Here is a 21272-nt window from a genome sequence, read left to right as displayed (position 1 = left end):
CATCCATTGAAAGCCAGGACATCCGGCACCGCATGGCGGCATGCCAACATCGGTCGGCTGCTCAACAACGCGGTGCGACGCTTCGAAGGTCGTGTGCTCGAATTGATGAGCGAGAAGGGGCATGACGAAACGCGGATCGCGCATGTCGGCCTCACGCGCAATCTCGACGTGGAGGGGACCAGACTAACGGAGCTCGCCCGCCGCGCTTCCATGAGCAAGCAGGCGATGGGCGAGCTGGTCGATCAATGCGCCGAGCTCGGCCTGGTCGATCGCATCGCCGATCCGACCGATCGGCGCGCGCGCATCGTCATGTTCACGCCAGCCGGACGCAAATGGCTCGACGCGTTCCGCGATGCGGTCGACGTCGCCGAGCAGGAGATGCGCGCGGAACTCGGCAAGGCCACGATGGATGCGATCCTGAAAGGTTTGGCGATCTATGGCGCGACGTTCGACACCCTCGATGACGTCGATTAGTCAGGCTACTTGACGATATCGTCAGGCGACCTTACCATGCAGAATAATGCTGGTAGGGAGAAGCATCTTGGAAACATGTCTGACGGCCTCGGTGCTCATCGTGGGCGGGGGGCCCTGCGGCCTGATGCTCGCCAACGAGCTCGGCCGGCGCGGCGTGTCCGCGATCCTGGTCGATGAAAAGCCGGGCACGGCATTCAATCCGCAAGCCAATGCGACGCAGGCGCGCTCGATGGAGCACTATCGGCGGCTGGGTTTTGCCGACGAAATCCGACGCGAAGGTCTGCCAGCGGATTATCCGACCGATGTTGCGTACTTCACGCGCTACACCGGTTACGAGCTGGCCCGATTTCAGTTGCCGTCATCGTCACGCGCGGGCGAGCTCGTCAAGGGCATGTCGGGCTCCTGGAGCGCGGCCGAATTGCCACACCGGGTCTCGCAAAAATATGTCGAGGCGGTGCTGCGCCGCCACGCCGAACGAATCCCCGGAGTAAAGCTCAACTACGGCCACAGGCTGATCGGCTATGTCGAAAGCGGCGACGGCATCGTCGCCGACGTCGAATGTCTCGATGATGGCAGCCGATTTCAGATCCGGGCCGACTTCCTGGTCGGGGCGGACGGACCGCGCTCGATGGTCCGGCAGTCGCTCGGGATTGCCTACGGCGGCGAAACCGGGATGCAGCGTGATTTCATGGGCGGCCGCATGTTGGCGGTCTATCTCCGTTCGCCCGGCTTCTACGCGAGCATCCCGCACGCCAAGGCGTGGATGTACAATTGCTTCAACGGCGACCGTCGCGCCTTCATGGCATCCGTGAACGGTCACGACGAGTTTGCGTTTCATACGCAGCTTCGGTTCGATGAGAACGAAACTGCGATCACGATCGACGAAGCCAAAGCCGCGTTCCAGCGCGCCTGCGGCGCACCGATCGATTGCGAGGTGCTCTCGTTCCTGACCTGGACCGCCGGTCACGCGCTGGTCGCGAATGGAATGCAGCGGGGCAGGGTGTTCCTTGGCGGCGACGCGGCGCATCTTTTCACGCCGACCGGCGGGCTTGGCTACAACACCGCGATCGAGGATGCGGTCAATCTCGGCTGGAAGCTCGCAAGCGTCGTCAAGGGCGTGAGCCCGGCGGGGCTGCTCGACAGCTATGAGGTCGAGCGGCGTCCGGTGGCGCTGCGCAACACCGATTATGCGCGTCGCTTTGCCGACTCGCTCGGTCTGTTCGCGCCCGCGCCTGACATCGAGGATGCCACCGACGCCGGCGACGAGGCGCGGCGGACGGCGGGCGTCTATCTCGAACAGCACGCCCGCGCCGAATTCAACATCCCCGGCGTCACCTTCGGGGGGCGTTACGACGGGTCGCCGATCATCGTTTCCGATGGCAGCCAGCCGCCGCCGGACGCCGCGAACGTCTACGTTCCGAGCGCCTGTCCCGGCGGCCGCGCCCCGCATGCGTGGTTGGACGACGGCGTCTCCCTGTACGACCTGTTCGGGTTCGAGTGGACGCTGCTCCAGTTCGGCGAGGTCATGTCCGCGCATGCGTCAGTTGCCGAGACCATCCGCGCGATCGGGGTCGATGTGAAACTCGTCACGCTGCCGAAATCCCTGCGCGATCTCTACGACGCCGATCTCGCTTTGATACGCCCCGACCAGATCGTGGCCTGGCGCGGCAGCGCGTCACAGGCCGGGATGATCGGAGGCGTCCTCGCCCGCGCACTTGGACACAGCGCGAGCGACGTCGCGCGCCTGGCCAGCTGATCGATCCTGCCGCCGCATCCGATCAGCGGCTGCGCGGCCAACAACAACAAGACAACAAATCGAAAAATCACACCGGAGGAGGAAACCGTGACGACAAGAGCATTGGAGGACTACGACGATCATGCCGCCACCGCCACCGCCACCGCCGAGCAGACGGCGAGCAGCCGCCGGCGTATCCTGATCGCCGGCACCATCGGCACCGCGATCGAATGGTACGACTTCTTCATCTACGGCCTGGTCGCGCCGCTGGTGTTCGATCAGCTGTTCTTTCCGAAGTTCGATCAACTCACGGCGACTATCGCGGTGTTCGCGACGTTCTCAGTCGGTTTCTTGGCGCGTCCGCTCGGCGGACTGGTGTTCGGTCATTTCGGCGACCGCCTCGGCCGAAAGTCCGTCTTGCTGTGTACGCTCCTCATGATGGGACTTGCGACCATGTCGATCGGTCTGTTGCCGACCTACGCCAGTGCAGGTGTGGCCGCGACGGTCGCGCTCGTCATGCTACGCTTCCTCCAGGGTTTTGCGCTCGGCGGCGAGTCGACCGCGGCGATCCTGATGGCGATCGAGACGGCGCCCGGCCACCAGCGCGGGTTCTCGGCCGCGGTGATCCAGGCCGCAGGACCTGTCGGCGTCGTGCTCGCCTCGTTTGCGGCGCTCACGATCTCGCGGCTGCCGGAAGCGGACCTGCTGTCATGGGGCTGGCGCGTTCCGTTCCTGATCAGCGCGGTGCTGGTCGCGCTCGGCGTCTACATGCGCCTGCGCATCGAGGAGAGCGCGACGTTCCGAAAGGCGAAGACGACTGAAGCAGCGCCTGTGGTCGAAGCAGTGCGGGAGCACTGGCGGCCGATCCTCATCGTGTTCTTCGCCGAGATGGCGCAGACATCCTATTTCTATCTGACGGCCATCTTCACCATCTCCTTCGCGACCCGTCAGCTCGGCGTCCAGAAGGACGTCATCACGCAGGCCGTGCTGTTCGCCAATCTCGTCGGGCTCGTTGCGATGCCCCTCATTGGCGCCTGGTCCGACCGCATCGGACGAAAGCGTCTGTTCCTGGCCGGCGTGGTGCTCGCAGCCATCTCGATGTTTGCATTCTACGGTGTGGTCGCGAGCCGTGACACGATGCTGGTGACGTGCGCGGTGATCCTAGCCGCGGGGGTGATCCATCCGCTGATGTTCGGCAGCGAAGGAAGCTATTTCCCTGAACTGTTTCCGACCCGCATCCGCTTCACCGGCGTATCGATCGGAAAGCAGCTTGGGACGGTGCTGGGCGGCGGCATCGCGCCGCTCGTCGCCACCAGCCTGTTTGCGCTGACGGGCTCCACCTACGCGATCACAGGATACTACGTCGTGCTCGCGCTCGCGGCGATGATCGCGCTCGGCTTCGCGCGTGAAACCGGCAAGTCGCGGCTACTCGGCTAGGGCGAGCGCCATCACCAACACCAGGGAGGTCTTCATGGACGTCAGTCTTCTCATCAACGGGCAGGATCAGGCCGCTTCCAGCGGCAAGATGTTCGAGCGGCGCAATCCGCTGTCGCAGGAGGTCGCAAGCCGCGCGGCCGCAGCGACCGGCTCCGATGCCGACGCGGCGGTGGCGGCGGCTTCCGCCGCATTGCCAGGATGGTCGGCACTTGGCCCGAATGCGAGGCGCGCTCTGTTGCTGAAGGCCGCAGATGCCCTCGACGCCAAGCGCGATGCCTTCGTCAAGATCATGATGGCCGAGATCGGCACGACGGAGATCTGGTCGGCCTTCAACGTCAAGCTTGCGACCGGCATGCTGCGCGAAGCGGCGTCGCTCACCACGCAGATCACCGGCGAGGTGATCCCGTCGGACAAGCCGGGATGTCTCGCAATGTCCGTTCGCCAGCCGGCCGGCGTCTGCCTCGGCATCGCGCCGTGGAACGCGCCGATCATTCTCGGCGTTCGCGCCGTGGCGACGGCGCTCGCCTGCGGTAATACGGTCGTGCTCAAGGCCTCCGAGATTTGTCCGGGGACGCACCGGCTGATCGGCGAGGTCTTCAAGGACGCAGGCTTTCCGCCCGGTGTCGTGAATGTCCTGACCAACGCACCGGCCGATGCGCCCGCTCTGGTCGAGCGCCTGATCGCCAATCCTGCCGTGCGGCGGATCAATTTCACCGGCTCGACCCGCGTCGGTCGCGTCATCGCCGAGCTCGCCGGGCGCCACCTCAAACCGGTGCTGCTCGAGCTTGGCGGCAAGGCGCCTCTGGTCGTGCTCGACGATGCCGACCTCGACGCCGCCGTCGCGGCCGTGGCGTTCGGCGCCTTTATCAATCAGGGGCAGGTCTGCATGTCGACCGAGCGGGTGATCGTCGACGAGGCGGTGGCGGCGTCCTTTGTCGAGAAGCTCGCGAAGAAAACGGCTGCGCTTCCGGCCGGCGACCCGCGCCGCGCTCCGGTGGTGGTCGGCTCGATGATCGACGAGGCGCCGGCCAAGCATGTGGTTGCACTGATCGATGACGCGATCGCCAAAGGCGCCGTCAAGCTCGCGGGCGGCGACCGGGTTGGCACGGTCGTCCCGGCCACCGTGCTCGACCGCGTGGTGCCCGGCATGCGCATCTACACCGAGGAGAGCTTTGGTCCCGTCGTCTCGGTGATCCGCGCAAGTGGCGTGGACGACGCCGTGCGGCTCGCCAACGACACCGAATACGGCCTCTCGGCCGCCGTGTTCGGCCGCGACGTCGCGCGGGCGCTGACGGTGGCGCAGCGTATCGAGAGCGGCATCTGCCACGTCAACGGCCCGACCGTGCATGACGAGGCGCAGATGCCGTTCGGCGGCGTGAAGGGATCGGGCTACGGCCGCTTCGGCGGCCAGGCCGGCATCGCCGAGTTCACCGATCTGCGCTGGATCACCATCGAGACCCAGCCGCAGCACTATCCCTTCTAACCGCGCCGCAGGCGAAGCCCACCAGGACGTCCATTCATGAATTCGAAATTTCTCACGGTTCGAGAAGCGACCCTCGGTGTGCTTCGGTCATTTAGCGTCGATCGCGTTTTTGGCAATCCCGGCTCGACCGAGCTTGCCTTCCTCGGCGACTGGCCCGATGACATCGACTATGTGCTCGGTCTGCAGGAAGCCTGCGTCGTCGGCATGGCGGATGGCTATGCGCAGGCGACGGGGCGCCCGGCGTTCGTCAATTTGCACTCGGCGGCCGGACTCGGTCATGCCCTCGGCAATCTCTTCACCGCGTTCCGCAACAAGACGCCGATGGTCGTGACAGCCGGGCAGCAGGCGCGCAGCCTATTGCGGATGCGACCCTATCTCTTCGCCGAGGACGCCGCACAGTTTCCAAAGCCCTATGTGAAATGGAGCGCCGAACCGGCGCGCGCCGAAGATGTTCCAGCGGCGATTGCGCAGGCCTTTCTCACCGCCATGCAGCATCCGCGCGGTCCGACATTCGTGTCGGTCCCGTCGGATGATTGGGCGCGGCCCGCAATCGCTCCGCCGGTCCGCCACATCGCGACGGAGTTTGCGCCCGATCCGGCGGCGATCGTTCGGCTCGGCGCGGCGATCCGAGCCGCCAAAAGACCTATCTTCGTTGTCGGGCCCGACATCGATCGCAACGGCTGCGTCGACGCGATGGTCGCTGTGGCCGAACAGGCGAGGGCGGCCGTTTGGGCAAGCCCGATGTCGAGCCGTTCGAGCTTTCCGGAATTGCATCCGCTGTTCGCCGGCTTCCTTCCGGCAGCACCAGGAGGTCTCGCCCGCGCCCTGCGCGGCGCCGATCTGATCATCGTGGTCGGCGCGCCGGTGTTTACTTTCCATGTCGAAGGACAATGCGAATTGCTCGACGACGGAACGCCGGTCTGGCAGATCACGGATGATCCGACGGAAGCCGCATCCGCTTCTGTCGGTGACACCATCATCAGCACGCTCCCGAAAGCACTGGCTGGGCTGCTGTCGGCGATGCCAGATATCGCTGAGCGCGAGGTGCCGGCCCCGCGCATGCGGCCTTCCGCTCCTGCCGCGCAAAATCCGATTCCGCCGAGCCATGCGCTCGCCCGGCTCTCGGCGTTGATGCCGAGCGATGCGATCGTGGTCGAGGAGGCGCCGTCGCATCGTCCTGCCATTCAACAATTCCTGCCGCGGCCGGGCGCGGACAGCTTCTACACGATGACGAGCGGCGGACTTGGTTACAGCCTGCCAGCCTCCGTCGGCGTGGCGCTGGCGCGGCCGGGCCGCCGCATCGTCGCCCTGATCGGCGACGGATCGGCGATGTATTGCATCCAGGCGATCTGGACCGCGGTGCAACGCCGCCTGCCGATCGCCTTCGTGGTCATGAACAATTCAGGCTATGGCGCGATGCGCGCCTTCAGCCAGCTGATGCAGGCGCACCGCCCGCCCGGAATCGATTTGCCCGGGCTCGACTTCGTGGCGCTCGCTAGGGGGATGGGTTGTCCGGGGCGGCGCGTGACCGATGCCGGTGACGTCGACGCCATCTTGACCGAAGCGTTGGCGTCGAGCGGTCCCGCCCTAGTCGATATCGCTGTCGACGACGCCACGATCGACCTGTTCAGCCACCCGCGCTAGCTGGCGGTAGAGGGACTGGTCCGCGGCGACAAAACGCCCGATGGCAATTTGCTCGTGAAGGCGCGGGTCTTGGGTTGGACACGCGATCCGTCGATCACCTCGAGCTGGCCGCAGCGGTTCAGGGTGTGCAACTTCCTGCCGGGCCATACCGGTCCGGGCCTCAGAGAGTGACGGACGATCTGCTTGAACGTCGTCGGCGATAGTTCGACGATTTCCGCCAGCGCGAGCGCTGCGCCGTAGCCGTCGGCACAATTCTGGACCGGTCGCCACAATTTGTCATTGATGGTGACGAAACTCCCCGCAGGTCGCGTGCTCGCGCGATCGATCAGGACCGGGTTGCTGGCGTGCGGCAACCAGGGGCCCATGAGGTGCTCGGCATAATAGATCGCCAGCGAATCCGAATAGCCGCCGGTGCCGTCGCGCCAGGCTCCGAACAGATAATTCAGGCCGTTGTGCCGGGTGATCGTGGCATCGGCCAGCTCGACGCCCGAAAGCAGCGTCGCGTGCCGCTCCCATTTGTCCGGAAACCGAACGCATTTATAGAGGGCGACGTCCCCATTGAGCGAGCTCTCCGGGATCATCCACAACGCGCCATCGTCCTCGATCAGGAACGGATAGGAGAGGTGCCAAGGCTCCTCCAGAACGGGGACGACCGCTCCGATCGGGCCGGAGTCGTTGAACTCGATCGCGGAAATGATTCCTTTTCCAACCCTGTGATCAAGGTCTTCAAAGAAGACGAATGTTCTTCCCTGCCATGTGATGGGGAAAGGATCGGCGTAGAAGTGGTTTCCGGGATCTGCAAGGACGTTCCAGCGAGGCCCTGACAGATCTCCGGTCTGCCAGACGCCTGTGCCCTTGTTGATGCGCCATCCGACATGCCAATGCGGCGCATAGCAGCAGAGCCGATAGATCTCCTTGGCGATCGATACGGCGAGCCCGCGCGCGACGTACGCCGCCGGCGGGCGGCCGTTGGTGGCTCGAGCGGGGCGTGCCAGCTGGGGCACGATGCGCGGTCGTCCGGGCAGGATGGCCGCCACCATGGTCAGGGTTCGTGCCATGACCGTTTCTAGGCCGCCGCTCAGACCGGCTGCGATTTCGGCGGAGGGGTGGCCGCGATCGAGGACTGCACCGCCGATCTCGTCGATGATTTCGATCACGGGCAGATCGCCGGCGAGAATGGCGGCAAGGGCTGCGTTTTCGCCTGCGACTCCATTGAACAGTGGGCGGAGGTACTGCCGGGCGGAGCAGTTCGGATCCCGCGCGGCACCGGTGAAATCGACGATGACGTCTGCCGTGCCGGCGCGAGCCTGCATCCGGTCGGGACTGATCTTCAGCCGATCGGTGCCGCTGTGCTTGCCCTTGTGCAACACCAAACGTTCGAGCTCGAACAGCGCGTCGAGACCTGTGGGGCGCGGCTCCGTCGTTGCCGTCCATACGATCTGGACCGGGACATCCCGGCCGTCGACCGACAGCGTCTCGCGGCCCATCCATCGCCGCGCATGCTCAATTTCACAGCGAAACTCGATGGTCATGTCGAGCCGATCCGTTTCAATGCGTCCCGATCAAATGACCTGGCCGAGAATTCGAACGTATTCTTCCACCATGGCATCCACTGAATAGCGCAGCTTCAGGCCTTTGGCGTTTTGCCGCAGTTCGTCGCTCAGTTTTTGGTCCGTCAGGAGCCTGGAGACGGCCGCGGACAGCTTGGTATGATCGGAGGCATCGACGAACAGCGCTGTCGGTTTTCCTTCGACGGACAACACCTCGCGCAAGACCGGAAGATCGGTGACGACGGAGGGAACGCCGGCGTTTGCGGCCTCCACAGCGGCGAGGCCGAAGGTCTCCGCCTGTGTCGGAAATACGAACACGTCGAGAGCGGCGAGAAACTCCGCCATCTGGCGCGGGGTGATTTCGCCAAGCAGATGCAGCCTGTCCGATACTTTCAAATCATCTGCCAACTGCCGCAGCCGGGCCTCGTCGGCTCCCTGGCCGGCCAATGCGAGGTGCCAGGATGGTTGATCCGGCAACAGACGTATCGCCGCGTCGAGCCGCTTGTGCGGGTGCAATCTTGCTGCGCAGCCGAGCAGGGTGCGATCCGGCGGCAGATTAAATTTCTGTCGCGCAGCTTGCTTCGTCAGCGTGAGGGCCTTGTCGTCGAAGCCGTGCGGGACATGCACCATGCGCGCGCGATAAGCCCTGGGGTAGCGCGAATACTCGCGCTGCATGTCCAGCGAATTGAGCGTGATGCGGTCGAAGAAGCCGAGGCTGCCCATGGCGATGTCGGCGATACGGATCGGCCAGCTCATCGACAGCGCGGAGGAAACCTGATTGGCGATGACAGGCGCGCGGCAAATGAGGCGCGCCACGCCGGCGCCGATGACATTGCCGAAGTGCTGAAAGGTCAGAACGGCGTCGGGCCTCGTGGCCCTGAGATGGCCGCCGAGCGTCCACAGCATTTGCAGCAGCGCCAGCGGATTTCCCGGCCGGCTCGACGCGCAATAGATCGTGTCCGGCGGCTCATCGAACGAATCCGACTTGCGGAAGAAGAACAGATTGGTGACCCGATAGCCGCGGGCGGTCAGCCCGGCGCCAAGCAGGCGCGAGATCTCCTGCGCACCGGCGTTCTCGGCCTGGGTCTGTACGAGGAGCACGTGCAGCTTTCGTCCGCCACCACTGGGCGGCGAGAGTGCTGTCGCAGTCGTATCGCCCAACGCCTTGTTTGGCTGGTAATGGAGCACGTATCCCGACCCACTGAAGAAACGAATGTTCACCTTCTTAACCGCCTATCTACCATGCGGGCATCGCGCGGACACCGACTAGCAAGAAACGGAGTTAATGCGCCCTGCCGCAAGGGCGTCGTTCACCAGGGTATTCCGGCGGTTCCCGATGAAGCGAATAGGACGTGGGTAACTGCCGACCAGCCATCGATATTCAGGTTGGAGCGGGCCACTGAGAGCGTGCGAAAACGACTCTGCCGGTGCGCTGACGGTCGCCCGTGCGCTCCTTCATGCGGGACACGCCCGACGTATTCTGACGCTCTATTCACCATCCGCGGCACGGACCGCGTAGGCGCTAGGCTTCGACGCCGAGAAACGCAGAAGCCCCAAAATCGAGGGGTCGACGCCGGTTCGCCGGCGACAGATGATGTTGAGGGCGATGGTCGCGAGCGCCAGCGATACAGTGGCCGAGATTGCTGCGCCAAGAACGCCGAGCCAGGGAATGAGGACGAGAAATCCGACTAGCCGCAGCGCTACGTTCCCGGCAATCACGGGGACATACTCGCGCTCATAGCCGGTCAGCTGCAATATCGCCGCAGACGGACCGCCCGCCGCCTGGAACGCCGTTCCGATGGCGAGCACGATCAGAACCCAGTGCTGCGCAGCGAAATGCGGCCCAAACAGGTTGAGCAGATGGGGACCGCCAACCCAGATCAGGAGAAGTCCGCTGACCACGCACACCGCGGTCACTTCCGCCATGAGCCGCAGCGTTCGCTCGAATTCCTGATGGTTCTTGCTGAAGTAGAGCGAGGGGAGCCGACGTGCGCCAAAACTGTACAATGCGGCCGACAGCATGGCGAAGATGTTGGCGAGGCGCGAAGCGGCAAAGTAAATTCCGGCGGTTGCCGGGTCCAGCATCCAGTAGACCAGAATGACGTCGAAATATTGGTTCGCGGCTTCGAGGATGGATGCGGCCCAGAAATGAAGCGCGCTCGATCTCCAGCGCGACGGCTCGGAACGCACCGCCGTGCCGCGGAAATCCGGCAGAACTCGCGCAATCGCGATGATCTGTGCAACCAGCCCGACGGACATGGCAAGCGTCATCACGGCGATCAATTCGGCGGGATCGAGCAGCCGATGGCCGGACATGATTGCGAGCAGAAACAGCACGACGCTGACTCGCCAGAAGAACTCCCTGTTTCCTTCTCCCATGAGAATGCTGACCAGCGAGCGTGCGATCTGGCTGCCAAGCATCAGCCCCGCATTCACGGCCGTGTAGGCCGACACCGCGACAACCAGCAGCCACGAGGCGCCTTTGATGTTGGCGCCGATCGCGATTGCGCCGATCGCAATCAGCATCGCGACGGAGGAAATCTTGAAGCTCGATAGCAGCACGCCTTTGGTGAGATCGGGCTGATTTCCAGCCCGATACTCGTTCAGAAATCGCACCAGCAGCGATTCCTGGCCCACCAGGCCGACGACCGCTGCCATCTGGGCCACCGAAAGCCAGGTCGCAAAGATGCCGAACCCATCGGGCGACATCGTTCGTGCCGCAAGCGAGAACAACGCGAATGCAAGCGCGCCGCTACCAACCTTGAGAAGGATGGTTCCGGCAACACCGCGAGTCACGTCGCGCCGCATGAACTGGACGATGGATTCGATCATGGAAATTTAAGAGGCAACTTCCCCTGAAGAGACATTTTCCGATTACCTCCAAAAGCCTAGCATGCCGAAAAATCGCGAGTGTTAATGGACGGTCTTCGTGATCCTGCCGACCGCGGCGACGTCGCGGTCATGCCTGGTGCTTCACTATGGAACATCGCTGACCCCACTGTCCCGGATAGAGCAAAGTGCAGCCCAATCGCGTGGCGGCATAGCGCCGCATCGACGGCCGATGAGGCGAGATGAGCCGCTGGAATGCGGACCAGCTCGCCGGGAATAGCCGTCCCGAGCAAGGCGCGTGCCGGACCTCATCGGGCCGGGCAGGTCTCCGCTGCATTAACCGAGATATCGAGAAATGATCGCGTTTGGTCCTGCGATGCGACATCAGGCGTGAGAATTGCTCAGGCAATCATCATTGACCGTGGGAGCCTGCACCATGACGGCGGATAGCAACGTGCCCGAGCCGATTGCCGCAGCCGGCACTTCGACGATCGCCGCCGACATCGCGATCGTTGGCGGCGGCCTTGCGGGCTCGCTCGCGGCGGCCGTGCTCGCGCGGTCGGGGCATCGTGTCGCTCTCGTCGACAAGCGCGCGGTCTATCCGGACGAGTTCCGGGTCGAGAAAATCGGCGGCCATCAGCTGGAGATGTTGCGCAAGCTTGGCTTTCTCGACGCGCTCGACAACGTGGCCTGCCGGTATGACCAGGTGCTCAATATCAGGGAAGGCAAGGTGGTCGATGTCAGCGTCGGCCGGGCTTACGGACTTCCATATGCGGATCTCGTCGCCATGGCGCGCAGCCAACTGCCTGATCCGTCGAGCCTGATCATCGACGAGGTCACCGCCGTCAAATGCAGCGACGATATCCAGCATATCGAGCTCGCGTCCGGGAGGCGCTTGACAGCGCGACTCGTCGTGCTGGCCACGGGCATGGCGGGCGTTCTCGGCTACAAGCTCGGCATCAAGCGGCGCGTGCTGGCCGAGCGTCATTCGGTCTCGTTCGGCTTCACGATCGCCCGCCGGGATGATGCGCCGTTCGACTTCGAGGCGCTGACCTGTTACGGCGAGCGCACGGCGGACGGCATCGATTATCTCAGCCTGTTTCCGGTGCGCGCCGGCATGCGGGCAAATCTCTTCATGTTCCGCGACCCGACCGATCCGATCATGCGCGAGCTGCGCCGCGAACCGGAAGCGACGGTTTTGCGCCTGCTGCCGGGATTGCGGCCTTACCTCGGCGATTTCCGCGTGATCGACCGGGTGCAGAATTGGGTGATGGACCTGTCCGTCGTGGAGGGACATCTCCAGCCCGGCGTCGTGCTCATCGGCGACGCCTTCCAGACCAATTGTCCGGCCGCTGGCACCGGCGTGGCCCGCCTGCTGGTCGACGTCGAGCGCCTCTGCACCGAATATGCGCCGCGTTGGCTCATGACCGCAGGCATGAGCCAGGAGAAGATTTCGCAATTCTATTCCGATCCCGACAAGGTCGCGTCGGACCAGCAATCACTGAAGATGGCGCGCTTCCGGCAGGCCCTGACGTCCCGCAACGATATCGGCTGGGACGTGCGGCGGCGGCTGCACTTCCTGCGACGCAGTATCACCCACCGGGTCGATCAGATGCATCCGGGCTGGCTCGCGCATGTTCGAAGCGCGCTACGCGCCTGAGAGCCGCGCCCGTCGGCGCCTCGCGCCGGTCAGCGCGTCGGCGTTGAGGTGCGGGTCGGCAGAAGCCTGAACTCCGACATTCGCTTGGCGGCCAGTTTGAGCCAAGGCGCCTGTTTGAGTGCGAACAGGGAGAAGGCGCCCGTGGTGCTGCCGGCCTGCGTGACGGTCCACATCGGCGAAGGCTCCGCGCCGAACTGCTTCTTGTAAGGCTCGTCGCCGATGGTGAAATCGAGCATCTGATCCCCGCGCTCGATGCAATCCTTCGCCACCTGCTCGAACATCAGTGCGCCCAGGGACTGGCTCTTGTATCCGGCAATGTCGAAGGCGCCCATGATCACGAGGAATCTACCGCGATGGCAGAGACCGAGCACGGCCGCAATCACCTCGCCGTTCATCTTCATGGCATAGAGCCGGACAAAGGAGCCGAGACCGCGGTGCGCTATCTCGGAATAGAAGCCGTAATATTCGGGGCGCTGGAGCAGATCTCCGTCGCCATGTGCCTGAAAGCGCGGCCCGCGAAATTTCTTCATCACGTCCAGCACCTCCAGGACGGAGGCGCTGTCGCTGCAGCATGAAAAAATTACGTCCCCCTTCTTCTGGAGCTGCCGGGCTTTCTTTGCGAGCTCCTTCTGGTAGGAACGATCCAACGCACTGGCGCGCCATTGCTCGAATGGCGTGACGAGAACGGTGGCGTAGGCATTGGTGTCCATCGCTGTGCGGCGAGGCGCAGCCAGAAGGTTCTCGATCGGAAGCCGTCCATCCGGCAGCTTGGTCATCCGGAGCAGATCGAACGGGCGGACGAGGCACCGAATCTCTGCGCACGCACTCTCGTCCTTGAGCAGCTCGGAAAATACCTGCGGGCTGCACACCGGCGCCAGATAGTCGGAGACGCGGAGGTCGGCGAATTCGACGGTCCGTATCGGGCCGCGCCGGATCCGTAGCAAGGGCAGCACCATCGCAAGGGCGCCCGTCGCGCGGTGGCGGACCACAACAACCAGAGGAGTTGCGCCCGCATGAGATGCGAGCCTGGTGTAGAGGGTGTCCAGCCAGAGCGGATGCTGGAACGCGGTGGCGGCCGAATTGTCAAACAGCTCCGCGTAGTCGGGCGACAGGAAGTCGAATCCCTGCTCGATGGCGATGTTGAATTTGTTGCTAGGTCTGTTCATGTGCAACCAAGAAAACAGATGGCTCGGGGTGGTCGATGGAGCCGGATCTACGCTCTATAGCAGGGTCGTTGCGGGGGAGACACCGGCGGCGTGTGATTTGCATTAATCCTTCGAGCAAGGCTCGTATGGTTACCAAACCATTAATTTCCTGATCGAGCGGCCTCGCGGCATGGAGGTTGACCTATGAGAGAAATTACAGGCCGCACTTAAGGAAAGTCAGACGGAGGTGGACTCCGGGGAACCCGGGAGCGCGCAGCCGCGTCTGCGCTTACAGGTCTCAGGCCAAGACCCGTCGGCCGAAACAGCCACGACCGCGTCAACCCCTCTTTTCAAATATATTCCACTTTACCGAAATTCGGTTTTAGCGTATGTGTCGCTCATCCCGGCTCATCCTTGAGGGGCGATCTTGTGGTCGTCACGTTCGCGAGCCGGGCTTGCGGTGGACGCGGCAGCGTTCGGGTGCGAGAGGCGTGGGCAGGGCGGATTGCTCTCCGTGAGCCCAAGGCTTCGTTCCGACGAGCGGCGCTGCTGGGTTCGTCTCGTCATCAGGTCGGCGGCAACGTGCACAACGCCGTCGAAACCGGTGGCGAAATGGCGAACCGTGCGTACGGCAAAACCGTGTGGTCCTGGCCGTCGTTGCTACGGTCAAGCCCTGGCGAATGCGGCATCTGCGTCAACCGGCGCGATGTCGGTGAATTTCGCTGGGACGAGGGAGGCCAGCAGGAACTCGGCTCCCGGGAGAGCACGGCATAAGCCGTCCAACCATCGCGCAGGGAAGGCCGAGTGATTGGCTACACCTGTATGCTGCTGTGCGGTTTTCCTGCGTGTGCTTTTCGCGCAGCGGACCGCGGGTGCCAGCCGGCACCCGGCCTTCCCTGCGCCCTCTTGGATAAGAGGGTGGAGTGACGAAGCAAAGCTCGGGCGAAATGCGCCGCGAGAACGCGACTGTGCGTCCGCCTACCTCGAGAGTCCGGTTCGGGCACCGATGCCTTGTCCCTACCGATGGCTTGTCCCTAACGCTAGGGACAGACGCGTTGCTGCGATCCGCTTAGCATGGTCCGCCCGGTTGCTCGGGACCGCGGGAGGAAACGCGTATATCGGACGACATGCCTTCTGAGCAACGACGGTGCCCCTGGGGAGCAGTGCAACCTCGAGCCGGGCGCCCGATGCAGCCGGCGGAGTCATCAGAGCGGACAAGGAGGAACAGGATATGAAGATCGGTTTCGCGCGAGCCTCGCTTCTTGTGGCATGCGTCCTTTATGGAACTGCTGCTCACGCGGACATCAAGATTGGAATTGTGATTTCGGCAAGCGGCCCGGGATCCGCTCTGGGCCAACCGCAGCTCAAGACGGTTGCAGCTCTTCCGAAAGAGATCGGTGGAGAGAAGGTGACCTATATCGTCCTGGACGACGAGTCGGATTCGACTAAAGGGGTCCAGAACGCACGCCGGTTGGTGATCCAGGACAAGGTCGACGTGCTGGTCGGCTCCTCTCTGACCCCGGTGACCATGCCGATGCTGGATGTCGCGCTCGAATCGAAGACGCCGCTGCTGTCGCTCGCTGCCGCTACCGCCATCGTTCAACCGATGGATGAGAAACGCGCCTGGGCATTCAAGGTCGTTCCCAATGACGACCTCATGGCGGCCGCCATCCTCAAGCATATCGCGAAATCAGGCGTGAAGACGCTCGGCTATATCGGCGTTTCGGATGGCTACGGCGAGGGCTACTACAAGGAAGTGAGCCGCCTCGCGCCCACGTTGGGGCTGACCGTAACCACACATGAGGTCTATGCGCGAGCCGACACCAGCGTCACCGGTCAGGCGCTGAAGGTGATGTCGACCAATCCCGATGCCGTATTCATCGCCTCCGCAGGAACTCCGGCGGTCTTGCCGCAGCAGGCGCTCCGCGAGCGCGGCTACGCCGGGAAGATATTTCAGACACACGGCGTGGCCAGCGAGGAGTTCATCAAGCTCGGTGGCGCGAACGTCGAAGGCGCCGTATTCGCGGGTGAGGCTTTCACCATTGCCGCCGATCTTCCCACGGGAGATCCGTTTCGTCGCTCGACGGAGGAGTTCGTGACCGCGTATGAAGCGGCGAACGGGCAAAAGCCCAACATGTTCGCTGCTCACCTCTGGGATGTCGTCGCGCTGATCGGAAAAGCTGCACCGGATGCGCTGAAGACGGCAAAGCCTGGCACAGCCGAATTTCGCGCGGCTCTGCGCGACGCACTCGAGCGTGGGCAGAACATCTATCTCAACAATGGGCTGTCGAACATGAGCAAGGCCGATCACAACGGTTACGACGAGCGCTCGGCCTTTCTGATCAAGGTCGAAGGCGGGAAGTTCCGCCTCGCAAAGTAGCGGGGCGCCAATCAGTTTTGTACGAGCGGGTGGCGGGACACCATGCCTGCGCCGATCTGGCCGGTGGTCCGTTTTAACGGGGCGTGAGATGAATAGGAAAAATCGATTTTCGATTTTCTATTGACCCTTTCGCGTTGCCTTGCCATCATTCGACCCATGGGTCCGCTTCAGTTTCACATGACCGGAGGCCCCGGGGATGGTCCGCGCAGCCTGACATCGGCGTTGCACGAGCGCTTGCGCGCCGACATTCTGGCGACGCGGCTGCTTCCGGGCCAGAAGCTGCATATCGCCGGCCTCGCCAAGCAGTTTTCCGTGAGCCTTGCCGCCGTACGTGAGGCACTTTCCCGATTGGTCGCCGACGGGCTTGTGCTGGCGTCCGACCAGCGTGGCTTCCGGGTGAGCCCGGTGTCGCTCGCCGATCTCGCCGACGTGACGCAGACCCGGATCGATATCGAAGGCCTTGCGCTCCGTCGCTCGATCGAGCGGGGCGACGATGCCTGGCTTGCCTCGGTGAAATCCGCCTGGGCGGACCTGAAGGCCGTCCCCTATCGCTACCCCGACGATCCGACGGTGCATTATGAGGAGTGGGTGGTGCGCCATCGCATCTTCCATCGTGCGCTGGTCAATGCCTGCGGCTCACCGTGGCTGCTCGGCTTCCGCGACGTGCTGCACGAACAAAGCGAGCGATATCGCCGCCTCTCGATCCGCAGGGAGGTGGGCAAGCCGCGCGACGTCGAGGCTGAACACAGGGTGATTGTCGCTGCCGTCGTCAAACGCGACGCGGACGCGGCGGTTCGCGCATTGGCAAAGCACTTCGGCATCACCAAAGCGTTTGTCGAGCTCGCCGCGCCTCGCATTGCGGAGGTGAACGGCGCAAACTGACGATCCGGAAAAATCCGGCAAAGAAAAACAGAGACCGGGAGGAAACAGATCATGAAAATAACTCGCCGCAAGGCGCTATTGGCGTCGCTCTTCGCAGCCGGCGTGCTCGCCGGCCCTGCCGCCGCGGCCGAAACCATTCGCGTCGGCCTGCCGACCAAGACCTACTGGCCGACAACGATCGCCGAGACGGCCGTGCGGCAGAAATTGTTCGAGAAGGAAGGCATCCAGGCCGAACTGACCATCTACCGCAGCGGTGCAGAGACGTTCGAAGGCATGGCTGCGGGCGCGGCCGATATCATCCTCGATCCGCCCTCGCTGGTCTCCGCGGGGCGCAAGAAGGGTGTGATGTCGCGGATCGTGGCCAATGCCGCGATGGGAAATTTTGGCTGGCAGTTGATGGTCCCGACCAAGTCGACGCTCGACGTCAAGGGCCTCAACGGCAAGAAGGTCGCAATCACCGCCGCCGGCTCAGGTTCCGACCTGCTCGCACTATGGACACTCCAGGACAAGAAGATCGATTTCACGCGCGTCCCGGTTGGCGGCGGCGGTCTGGTGCCGAACCTCCTAGCGGGCAACGTCGAGGCCGCCGTGGTCTATTCGCCGCTGAGCTTCCAGATCTCGAAATCGGGCGAAGCCAAGTCGATCCTCGATTACGCCACGGCGGTGCCGCCGAACCTCACGGCAGGCTGGATCGTGCTCGACAAATTGGCGGAGACAAAGCCTCAGCTGGTTCAGAAGGCGGTGAACGCCCTCTATGGCGCAGTTGCGTTCATGCGCGCCAATCGGGACGTGACCGTCAAGCTGATCGCCGAGCTCTACGAAATGCCGGCCGAGATCGCCGCCCTGGAATACGACAACACGATCATGAAGCTCGAGACCAGCGGCGACATGGGCGCGCCCGACGTGAACGCGGCCGTGCAGCTGTCGCTGGACCTCGCCAAGCTCGGCGGGCTCAAGGACATCGTACCGGTCGAGGAAGTGATCTCGACCAGGTTCAAGCCGGTTCCGACCAAGCCGTGACGATGCAGAACTCACTCGCCATCAAGCTTGCACGGATCGCGATCGTCATCGCGGTCCTGGCGCTGTGGGAGGTGCTGTCGCGCACCGGCATCGTCAATCCGCGCCTGCTGCCCTCGGCGTCCGACACGTTCGCGACACTCGGCGACCTCCTGCAGCGCGCGGCCGTGCGGAAAGACCTGATGGTGACTGCGACCGAAGTACTGGCCGCGTTCGCGCTAGCCGTCCCCTTCGGCGCCGCGATCGGCTTCCTGGTTGCGGAGAACCGCTACTTCGCTGACGTGGCCAAGCCGCTGCTGTTCTTCGCCTTCAGCATCCCGAAGTCGATCTTCCTGCCGATGTTCATCCTCGTACTCGGCGTCGGGTTCGCCCAGAAGGTCGGCTTTGGCTTCTTCTCCACGATCTTCATCGTGATCATGTCGACGACCACGGCGGTGGAGTCGGTCAAGGTCGAGCATCTCACGGTGGCGCGCTCCTATGGCGCAACTCCGATGCAGACCGCGTTCCGGGTCTATCTGCCGAGCATGCTGCCGGTGCTGCTCGAGGCCCTGCGAATCTCCATGATCTTCAACCTCACCGGCGTGATCCTTGCCGAGATGTACGCCTCGCGCGACGGCATCGGCCACCAGATCGCGACCTGGGGCGAGAACTTCCAGATGAAGCAACTCCTCGCCGGGGTCGTGATGGTCGCCGCGATCGCCATGACCTTCAACGAACTTGTCAGATGGGTGGAAACGCGATGCAGCCATTGGCGAACGTGACCCCGTTGAAGCCTCCCGCGCGCGCCGGCGCGATCGAGGTGAAGAATGTTGGGCAGGTCTTCAAGACCAGGTCTCAGGACGTCGTCGCCCTGGAAGACGTCTCGCTCGATATCAAGCCGGGTCGCTTCGTCGTGCTGGTCGGCCCGAGCGGTTGCGGCAAGTCGACCCTTCTGATGATGATGGCGGGCCTGCGCCAGCAGACCTCGGGCTCGATCGCCATCAGTGGCGCGCCGATTCTGCAGCCCGACCCGGACATGGTCGGCGTGGTGTTCCAGGAGGCGAGCCTGTTTCCCTGGCTGACGGCCGAAGACAATGTCGAGTTTCCGCTGGCGCTGCGTGGCGTGCCCAAGGCGGAGCGCCGCGCCAAGGCGCAGGATGCGCTCACGCTGGTCGGCCTCGACGGCTTCGGCAAGCGCCATCCGCACGAGTTGTCAGGCGGCATGAAGCAGCGCGTCTCGATCGCGCGCGGGCTGGTGCAGGACCCGCCGGTGCTGCTGATGGACGAGCCGTTTGCTGCCCTCGACGAGCAGACCCGCATGACCATGGGTGACGAACTGCTGCGCATCTGGGCGGCGACCGGCAAGACCGTCGTCTTCGTCACACACAGCCTCACCGAAGCGGTCTATCTCGCCGACGAGGTGATCGTGATGTCGGCGCGGCCCGGCCGCATCGTCGATCATCTCCAGGTCCAGCTGCCGCGGCCCCGCACCTATGAGATGCTGAGCGGCGATGCCTTCGGGAGCTTGCGCGACCGCATCTGGCGGCATATCCGCAAATCGGCCTGAGGCGGAGATGAGTGCCAAAATAAGTGCGAAGACGCTGCGACGTCTGATCGTGATCGGCTTGATCGCGCTGTGGGAGCTGTTGCCGCAAACCGGTCTCATTCCCGAGCTGTTCTTGCCGTCGCTTTCGTCGACGCTGATGGCCGGATGGACCGACGCGGCCGAATACGGTCACGCGCTCGCAGTGACGCTTTATGAGGTGCTGATCTCCATGGCCTTCGCCTGCGGCGGCGGCATCCTGCTTGGCGCTATCGTCGGCAGCCTGCCGCGTCCGCGCGTCCTGATCATGCCGATGGTGTCGAGCCTCTATGCCGTGCCGCTCGTGATCCTCTATCCCGTCTTCACGGTGTGGCTCGGCATTGGCTCGGAATCCAAGATCGCCTTCGCCTCGATTTACGGCTTCCTGCCAACGATGCTGGCCACCGCCGCCGGCATCCAGACCATCGACCCTCAACTCCTGCTCGCGGCACGCAGCATGGGCGCCACGCTGAGCCAGCGGCTGGTTCGCGTCATCATTCCCGCGGCGATTCCGACAGTGCTGTCGGGGCTCCGCGTGGGAGGCGCACTGGTGATCGTTGGCGTCGTCGTCTCGGAGATGCTGATCTCCTCGGCCGGCATCGGTTATCTGATCTCGCGCTACCGCACGATCCTCGATAGTCCGCACGTGTTCGCCGGCGTCCTCCTCGTGCTGTTCATGGCGATCGCCTTCAACGCCGCGATCCGGTGGATCGAACGCAAGGCGGCGATCTGGCAGACCGGCACGCGCGCTGGTCAGGCCAACGATGACATCGCATCGGGCGCGATGCAGCCAGCGACCTGAGGAAATTCCGCGTGTTTGATCTGACCCTGACATTCGACAACGGCCCCGATCCCAACGTGACGCCGCGCGTGCTCGACATTCTCGGAGAGCGCGGCATCAAGACCACGTTCTTCGTCATCGGCGAGAAGCTCGCCGATCCCGCGCGGCATGGCCTTGCAATCCGGGCGCACGGGGAGGGGCACTGGATCGGCAATCACACCTTCACCCACAGCGTCCCGCTCGGCGAGCAGCCGGATCGCGCGACCGCGAAGAACGAAGTTGGCTGCACGCAAGCCGCGATCGGTGATCTCGCCCATCCGCAGCGCTGGTTCCGGCCGTTCGGTGGCGGCGGCAATCTTGATACGCGGCTGTTGAAGCCATCCGTCGTCGACTATCTCGCCCGCCACAAGCATAGCTGTGTGCTCTGGAACGCGATCCCCCGCGACTGGGACGATCCCGACGGCTGGACCGAGCGCGCCGTTGTCCAGTGCGGCCAGCAGCCCTGGACGCTGATGGTTCTGCACGATCTTCCGACCGGAGCGATGGACCATCTGGAGCGGTTCCTCGACCGCGCCGAGGCGGCCGGCGCCCGTTTCCGCCAGGATTTCCCTCCACAATGCGTTCCGATCCGCAATGGCGCGATCGCACTTCCGATCAACGACTATGTTTCCTCCATCGAAGAGAGCGTTTGACT

General features: G+C 63.8%; 18 protein-coding genes. 14 read left to right on the top strand and 4 right to left on the bottom strand.

From position 1 onward, the window contains the following. Window positions 1-6: 6 nt before the first annotated feature. The 5 genes from ABIC03_RS04530 (at window position 7) to mdlC (ending at window position 6773) form a co-directional block, all read left to right on the top strand. On the top strand, window positions 7-474 hold the full coding sequence (locus tag ABIC03_RS04530) for a MarR family winged helix-turn-helix transcriptional regulator (protein ID WP_354055861.1): 468 nt from the start codon (window positions 7-9) through the stop codon (window positions 472-474). Between the two features lie 46 nt (window positions 475-520). Further along, a complete protein-coding gene (locus tag ABIC03_RS04525) occupies window positions 521-2230 on the top strand; it encodes an FAD-dependent oxidoreductase (RefSeq protein WP_354055859.1) in 1710 nt (569 codons plus the stop codon). A gap of 87 nt (window positions 2231-2317) precedes the next feature. After that, window positions 2318-3646: an MFS transporter gene (locus ABIC03_RS04520; protein WP_354055857.1), complete on the top strand. Its 1329-nt coding sequence runs from the start codon at window positions 2318-2320 to the stop codon at window positions 3644-3646. Window positions 3647-3680: 34 nt separating this feature from the next. Continuing rightward, complete coding sequence (locus ABIC03_RS04515; protein WP_354055855.1) at window positions 3681-5129, top strand: aldehyde dehydrogenase; 1449 nt, start codon at window positions 3681-3683, stop codon at window positions 5127-5129. Between the two features lie 36 nt (window positions 5130-5165). Then, window positions 5166-6773, top strand: coding sequence for a benzoylformate decarboxylase (gene mdlC / locus ABIC03_RS04510; RefSeq protein WP_354055853.1), 1608 nt, complete (start codon window positions 5166-5168; stop codon window positions 6771-6773). Here mdlC and ABIC03_RS04505 read toward each other — a convergent pair. The 3 genes from ABIC03_RS04505 to ABIC03_RS04495 all read right to left on the bottom strand — a co-directional run bounded on the left by ABIC03_RS04505 (window position 6770) and on the right by ABIC03_RS04495 (window position 11155). Next, the gene (locus ABIC03_RS04505) at window positions 6770-8305 is read right to left on the bottom strand and encodes a glucosamine inositolphosphorylceramide transferase family protein (protein ID WP_354055851.1); all 1536 of its coding nucleotides are present in this window, start codon (window positions 8303-8305) and stop codon (window positions 6770-6772) included. The two genes, mdlC and ABIC03_RS04505, sit on opposite strands and share 4 nt — an antisense overlap. A 30-nt stretch (window positions 8306-8335) precedes the next feature. Then, the gene (locus ABIC03_RS04500; RefSeq protein ID WP_354057501.1) at window positions 8336-9511 is read right to left on the bottom strand and encodes a glycosyltransferase family 4 protein; all 1176 of its coding nucleotides are present in this window, start codon (window positions 9509-9511) and stop codon (window positions 8336-8338) included. A gap of 300 nt (window positions 9512-9811) precedes the next feature. Continuing rightward, window positions 9812-11155: a lipopolysaccharide biosynthesis protein gene (locus tag ABIC03_RS04495; RefSeq protein WP_354055849.1), complete on the bottom strand. Its 1344-nt coding sequence runs from the start codon at window positions 11153-11155 to the stop codon at window positions 9812-9814. Window positions 11156-11588: 433 nt separating this feature from the next. On the opposite strand from ABIC03_RS04495, the gene ABIC03_RS04490 reads away from it, so the two are divergent. Beyond that, window positions 11589-12812 carry an FAD-dependent oxidoreductase gene (locus ABIC03_RS04490; RefSeq protein WP_354055847.1) on the top strand — a complete coding sequence of 408 codons (1224 nt, stop codon included), beginning with the start codon at window positions 11589-11591 and terminating at the stop codon, window positions 12810-12812. A gap of 29 nt (window positions 12813-12841) precedes the next feature. Here ABIC03_RS04490 and ABIC03_RS04485 read toward each other — a convergent pair whose 3' ends face one another. Continuing rightward, window positions 12842-13978: a GNAT family N-acetyltransferase gene (locus ABIC03_RS04485; protein ID WP_354055845.1), complete on the bottom strand. Its 1137-nt coding sequence runs from the start codon at window positions 13976-13978 to the stop codon at window positions 12842-12844. Between the two features lie 408 nt (window positions 13979-14386). On the opposite strand from ABIC03_RS04485, the gene ABIC03_RS04480 reads away from it, so the two are divergent. The 8 genes from ABIC03_RS04480 (at window position 14387) to ABIC03_RS04445 (ending at window position 21270) form a co-directional block, all read left to right on the top strand. Continuing rightward, window positions 14387-14731, top strand: coding sequence for a hypothetical protein (locus ABIC03_RS04480; RefSeq protein WP_354055843.1), 345 nt, complete (start codon window positions 14387-14389; stop codon window positions 14729-14731). A 457-nt stretch (window positions 14732-15188) separates the two neighbouring features. Next, complete coding sequence (locus tag ABIC03_RS04475; protein ID WP_275167555.1) at window positions 15189-16337, top strand: ABC transporter substrate-binding protein; 1149 nt, start codon at window positions 15189-15191, stop codon at window positions 16335-16337. A gap of 177 nt (window positions 16338-16514) precedes the next feature. Then, entirely contained in the window at window positions 16515-17219 is a 705-nt protein-coding gene (locus tag ABIC03_RS04470) for a GntR family transcriptional regulator (protein WP_354055841.1), read from the top strand. A 51-nt stretch (window positions 17220-17270) separates the two neighbouring features. Further along, complete coding sequence (locus tag ABIC03_RS04465) at window positions 17271-18239, top strand: ABC transporter substrate-binding protein (protein ID WP_354055839.1); 969 nt, start codon at window positions 17271-17273, stop codon at window positions 18237-18239. A 2-nt stretch (window positions 18240-18241) separates the two neighbouring features. Next, window positions 18242-18997: an ABC transporter permease gene (locus ABIC03_RS04460; protein WP_354057500.1), complete on the top strand. Its 756-nt coding sequence runs from the start codon at window positions 18242-18244 to the stop codon at window positions 18995-18997. After that, window positions 18976-19782 carry an ABC transporter ATP-binding protein gene (locus ABIC03_RS04455; protein ID WP_354055837.1) on the top strand — a complete coding sequence of 269 codons (807 nt, stop codon included), beginning with the start codon at window positions 18976-18978 and terminating at the stop codon, window positions 19780-19782. The genes ABIC03_RS04460 and ABIC03_RS04455 overlap by 22 nt, the downstream gene beginning before the upstream one ends. A gap of 7 nt (window positions 19783-19789) precedes the next feature. After that, window positions 19790-20599, top strand: coding sequence for an ABC transporter permease (locus tag ABIC03_RS04450; RefSeq protein ID WP_275167551.1), 810 nt, complete (start codon window positions 19790-19792; stop codon window positions 20597-20599). 11 nt (window positions 20600-20610) lie between these two features. After that, window positions 20611-21270 carry a polysaccharide deacetylase family protein gene (locus ABIC03_RS04445; RefSeq protein ID WP_354055835.1) on the top strand — a complete coding sequence of 220 codons (660 nt, stop codon included), beginning with the start codon at window positions 20611-20613 and terminating at the stop codon, window positions 21268-21270. Window positions 21271-21272: the final 2 nt, after the last annotated feature.

This window comes from Bradyrhizobium sp. RT6a (assembly GCF_040547675.1).
Taxonomy (GTDB): Bacteria; Pseudomonadota; Alphaproteobacteria; order Rhizobiales; family Xanthobacteraceae; genus Bradyrhizobium.
The sequence above is the reverse complement of the archived record's forward strand: the minus strand, read 5'-3'. Positions and strand labels throughout refer to the sequence as shown.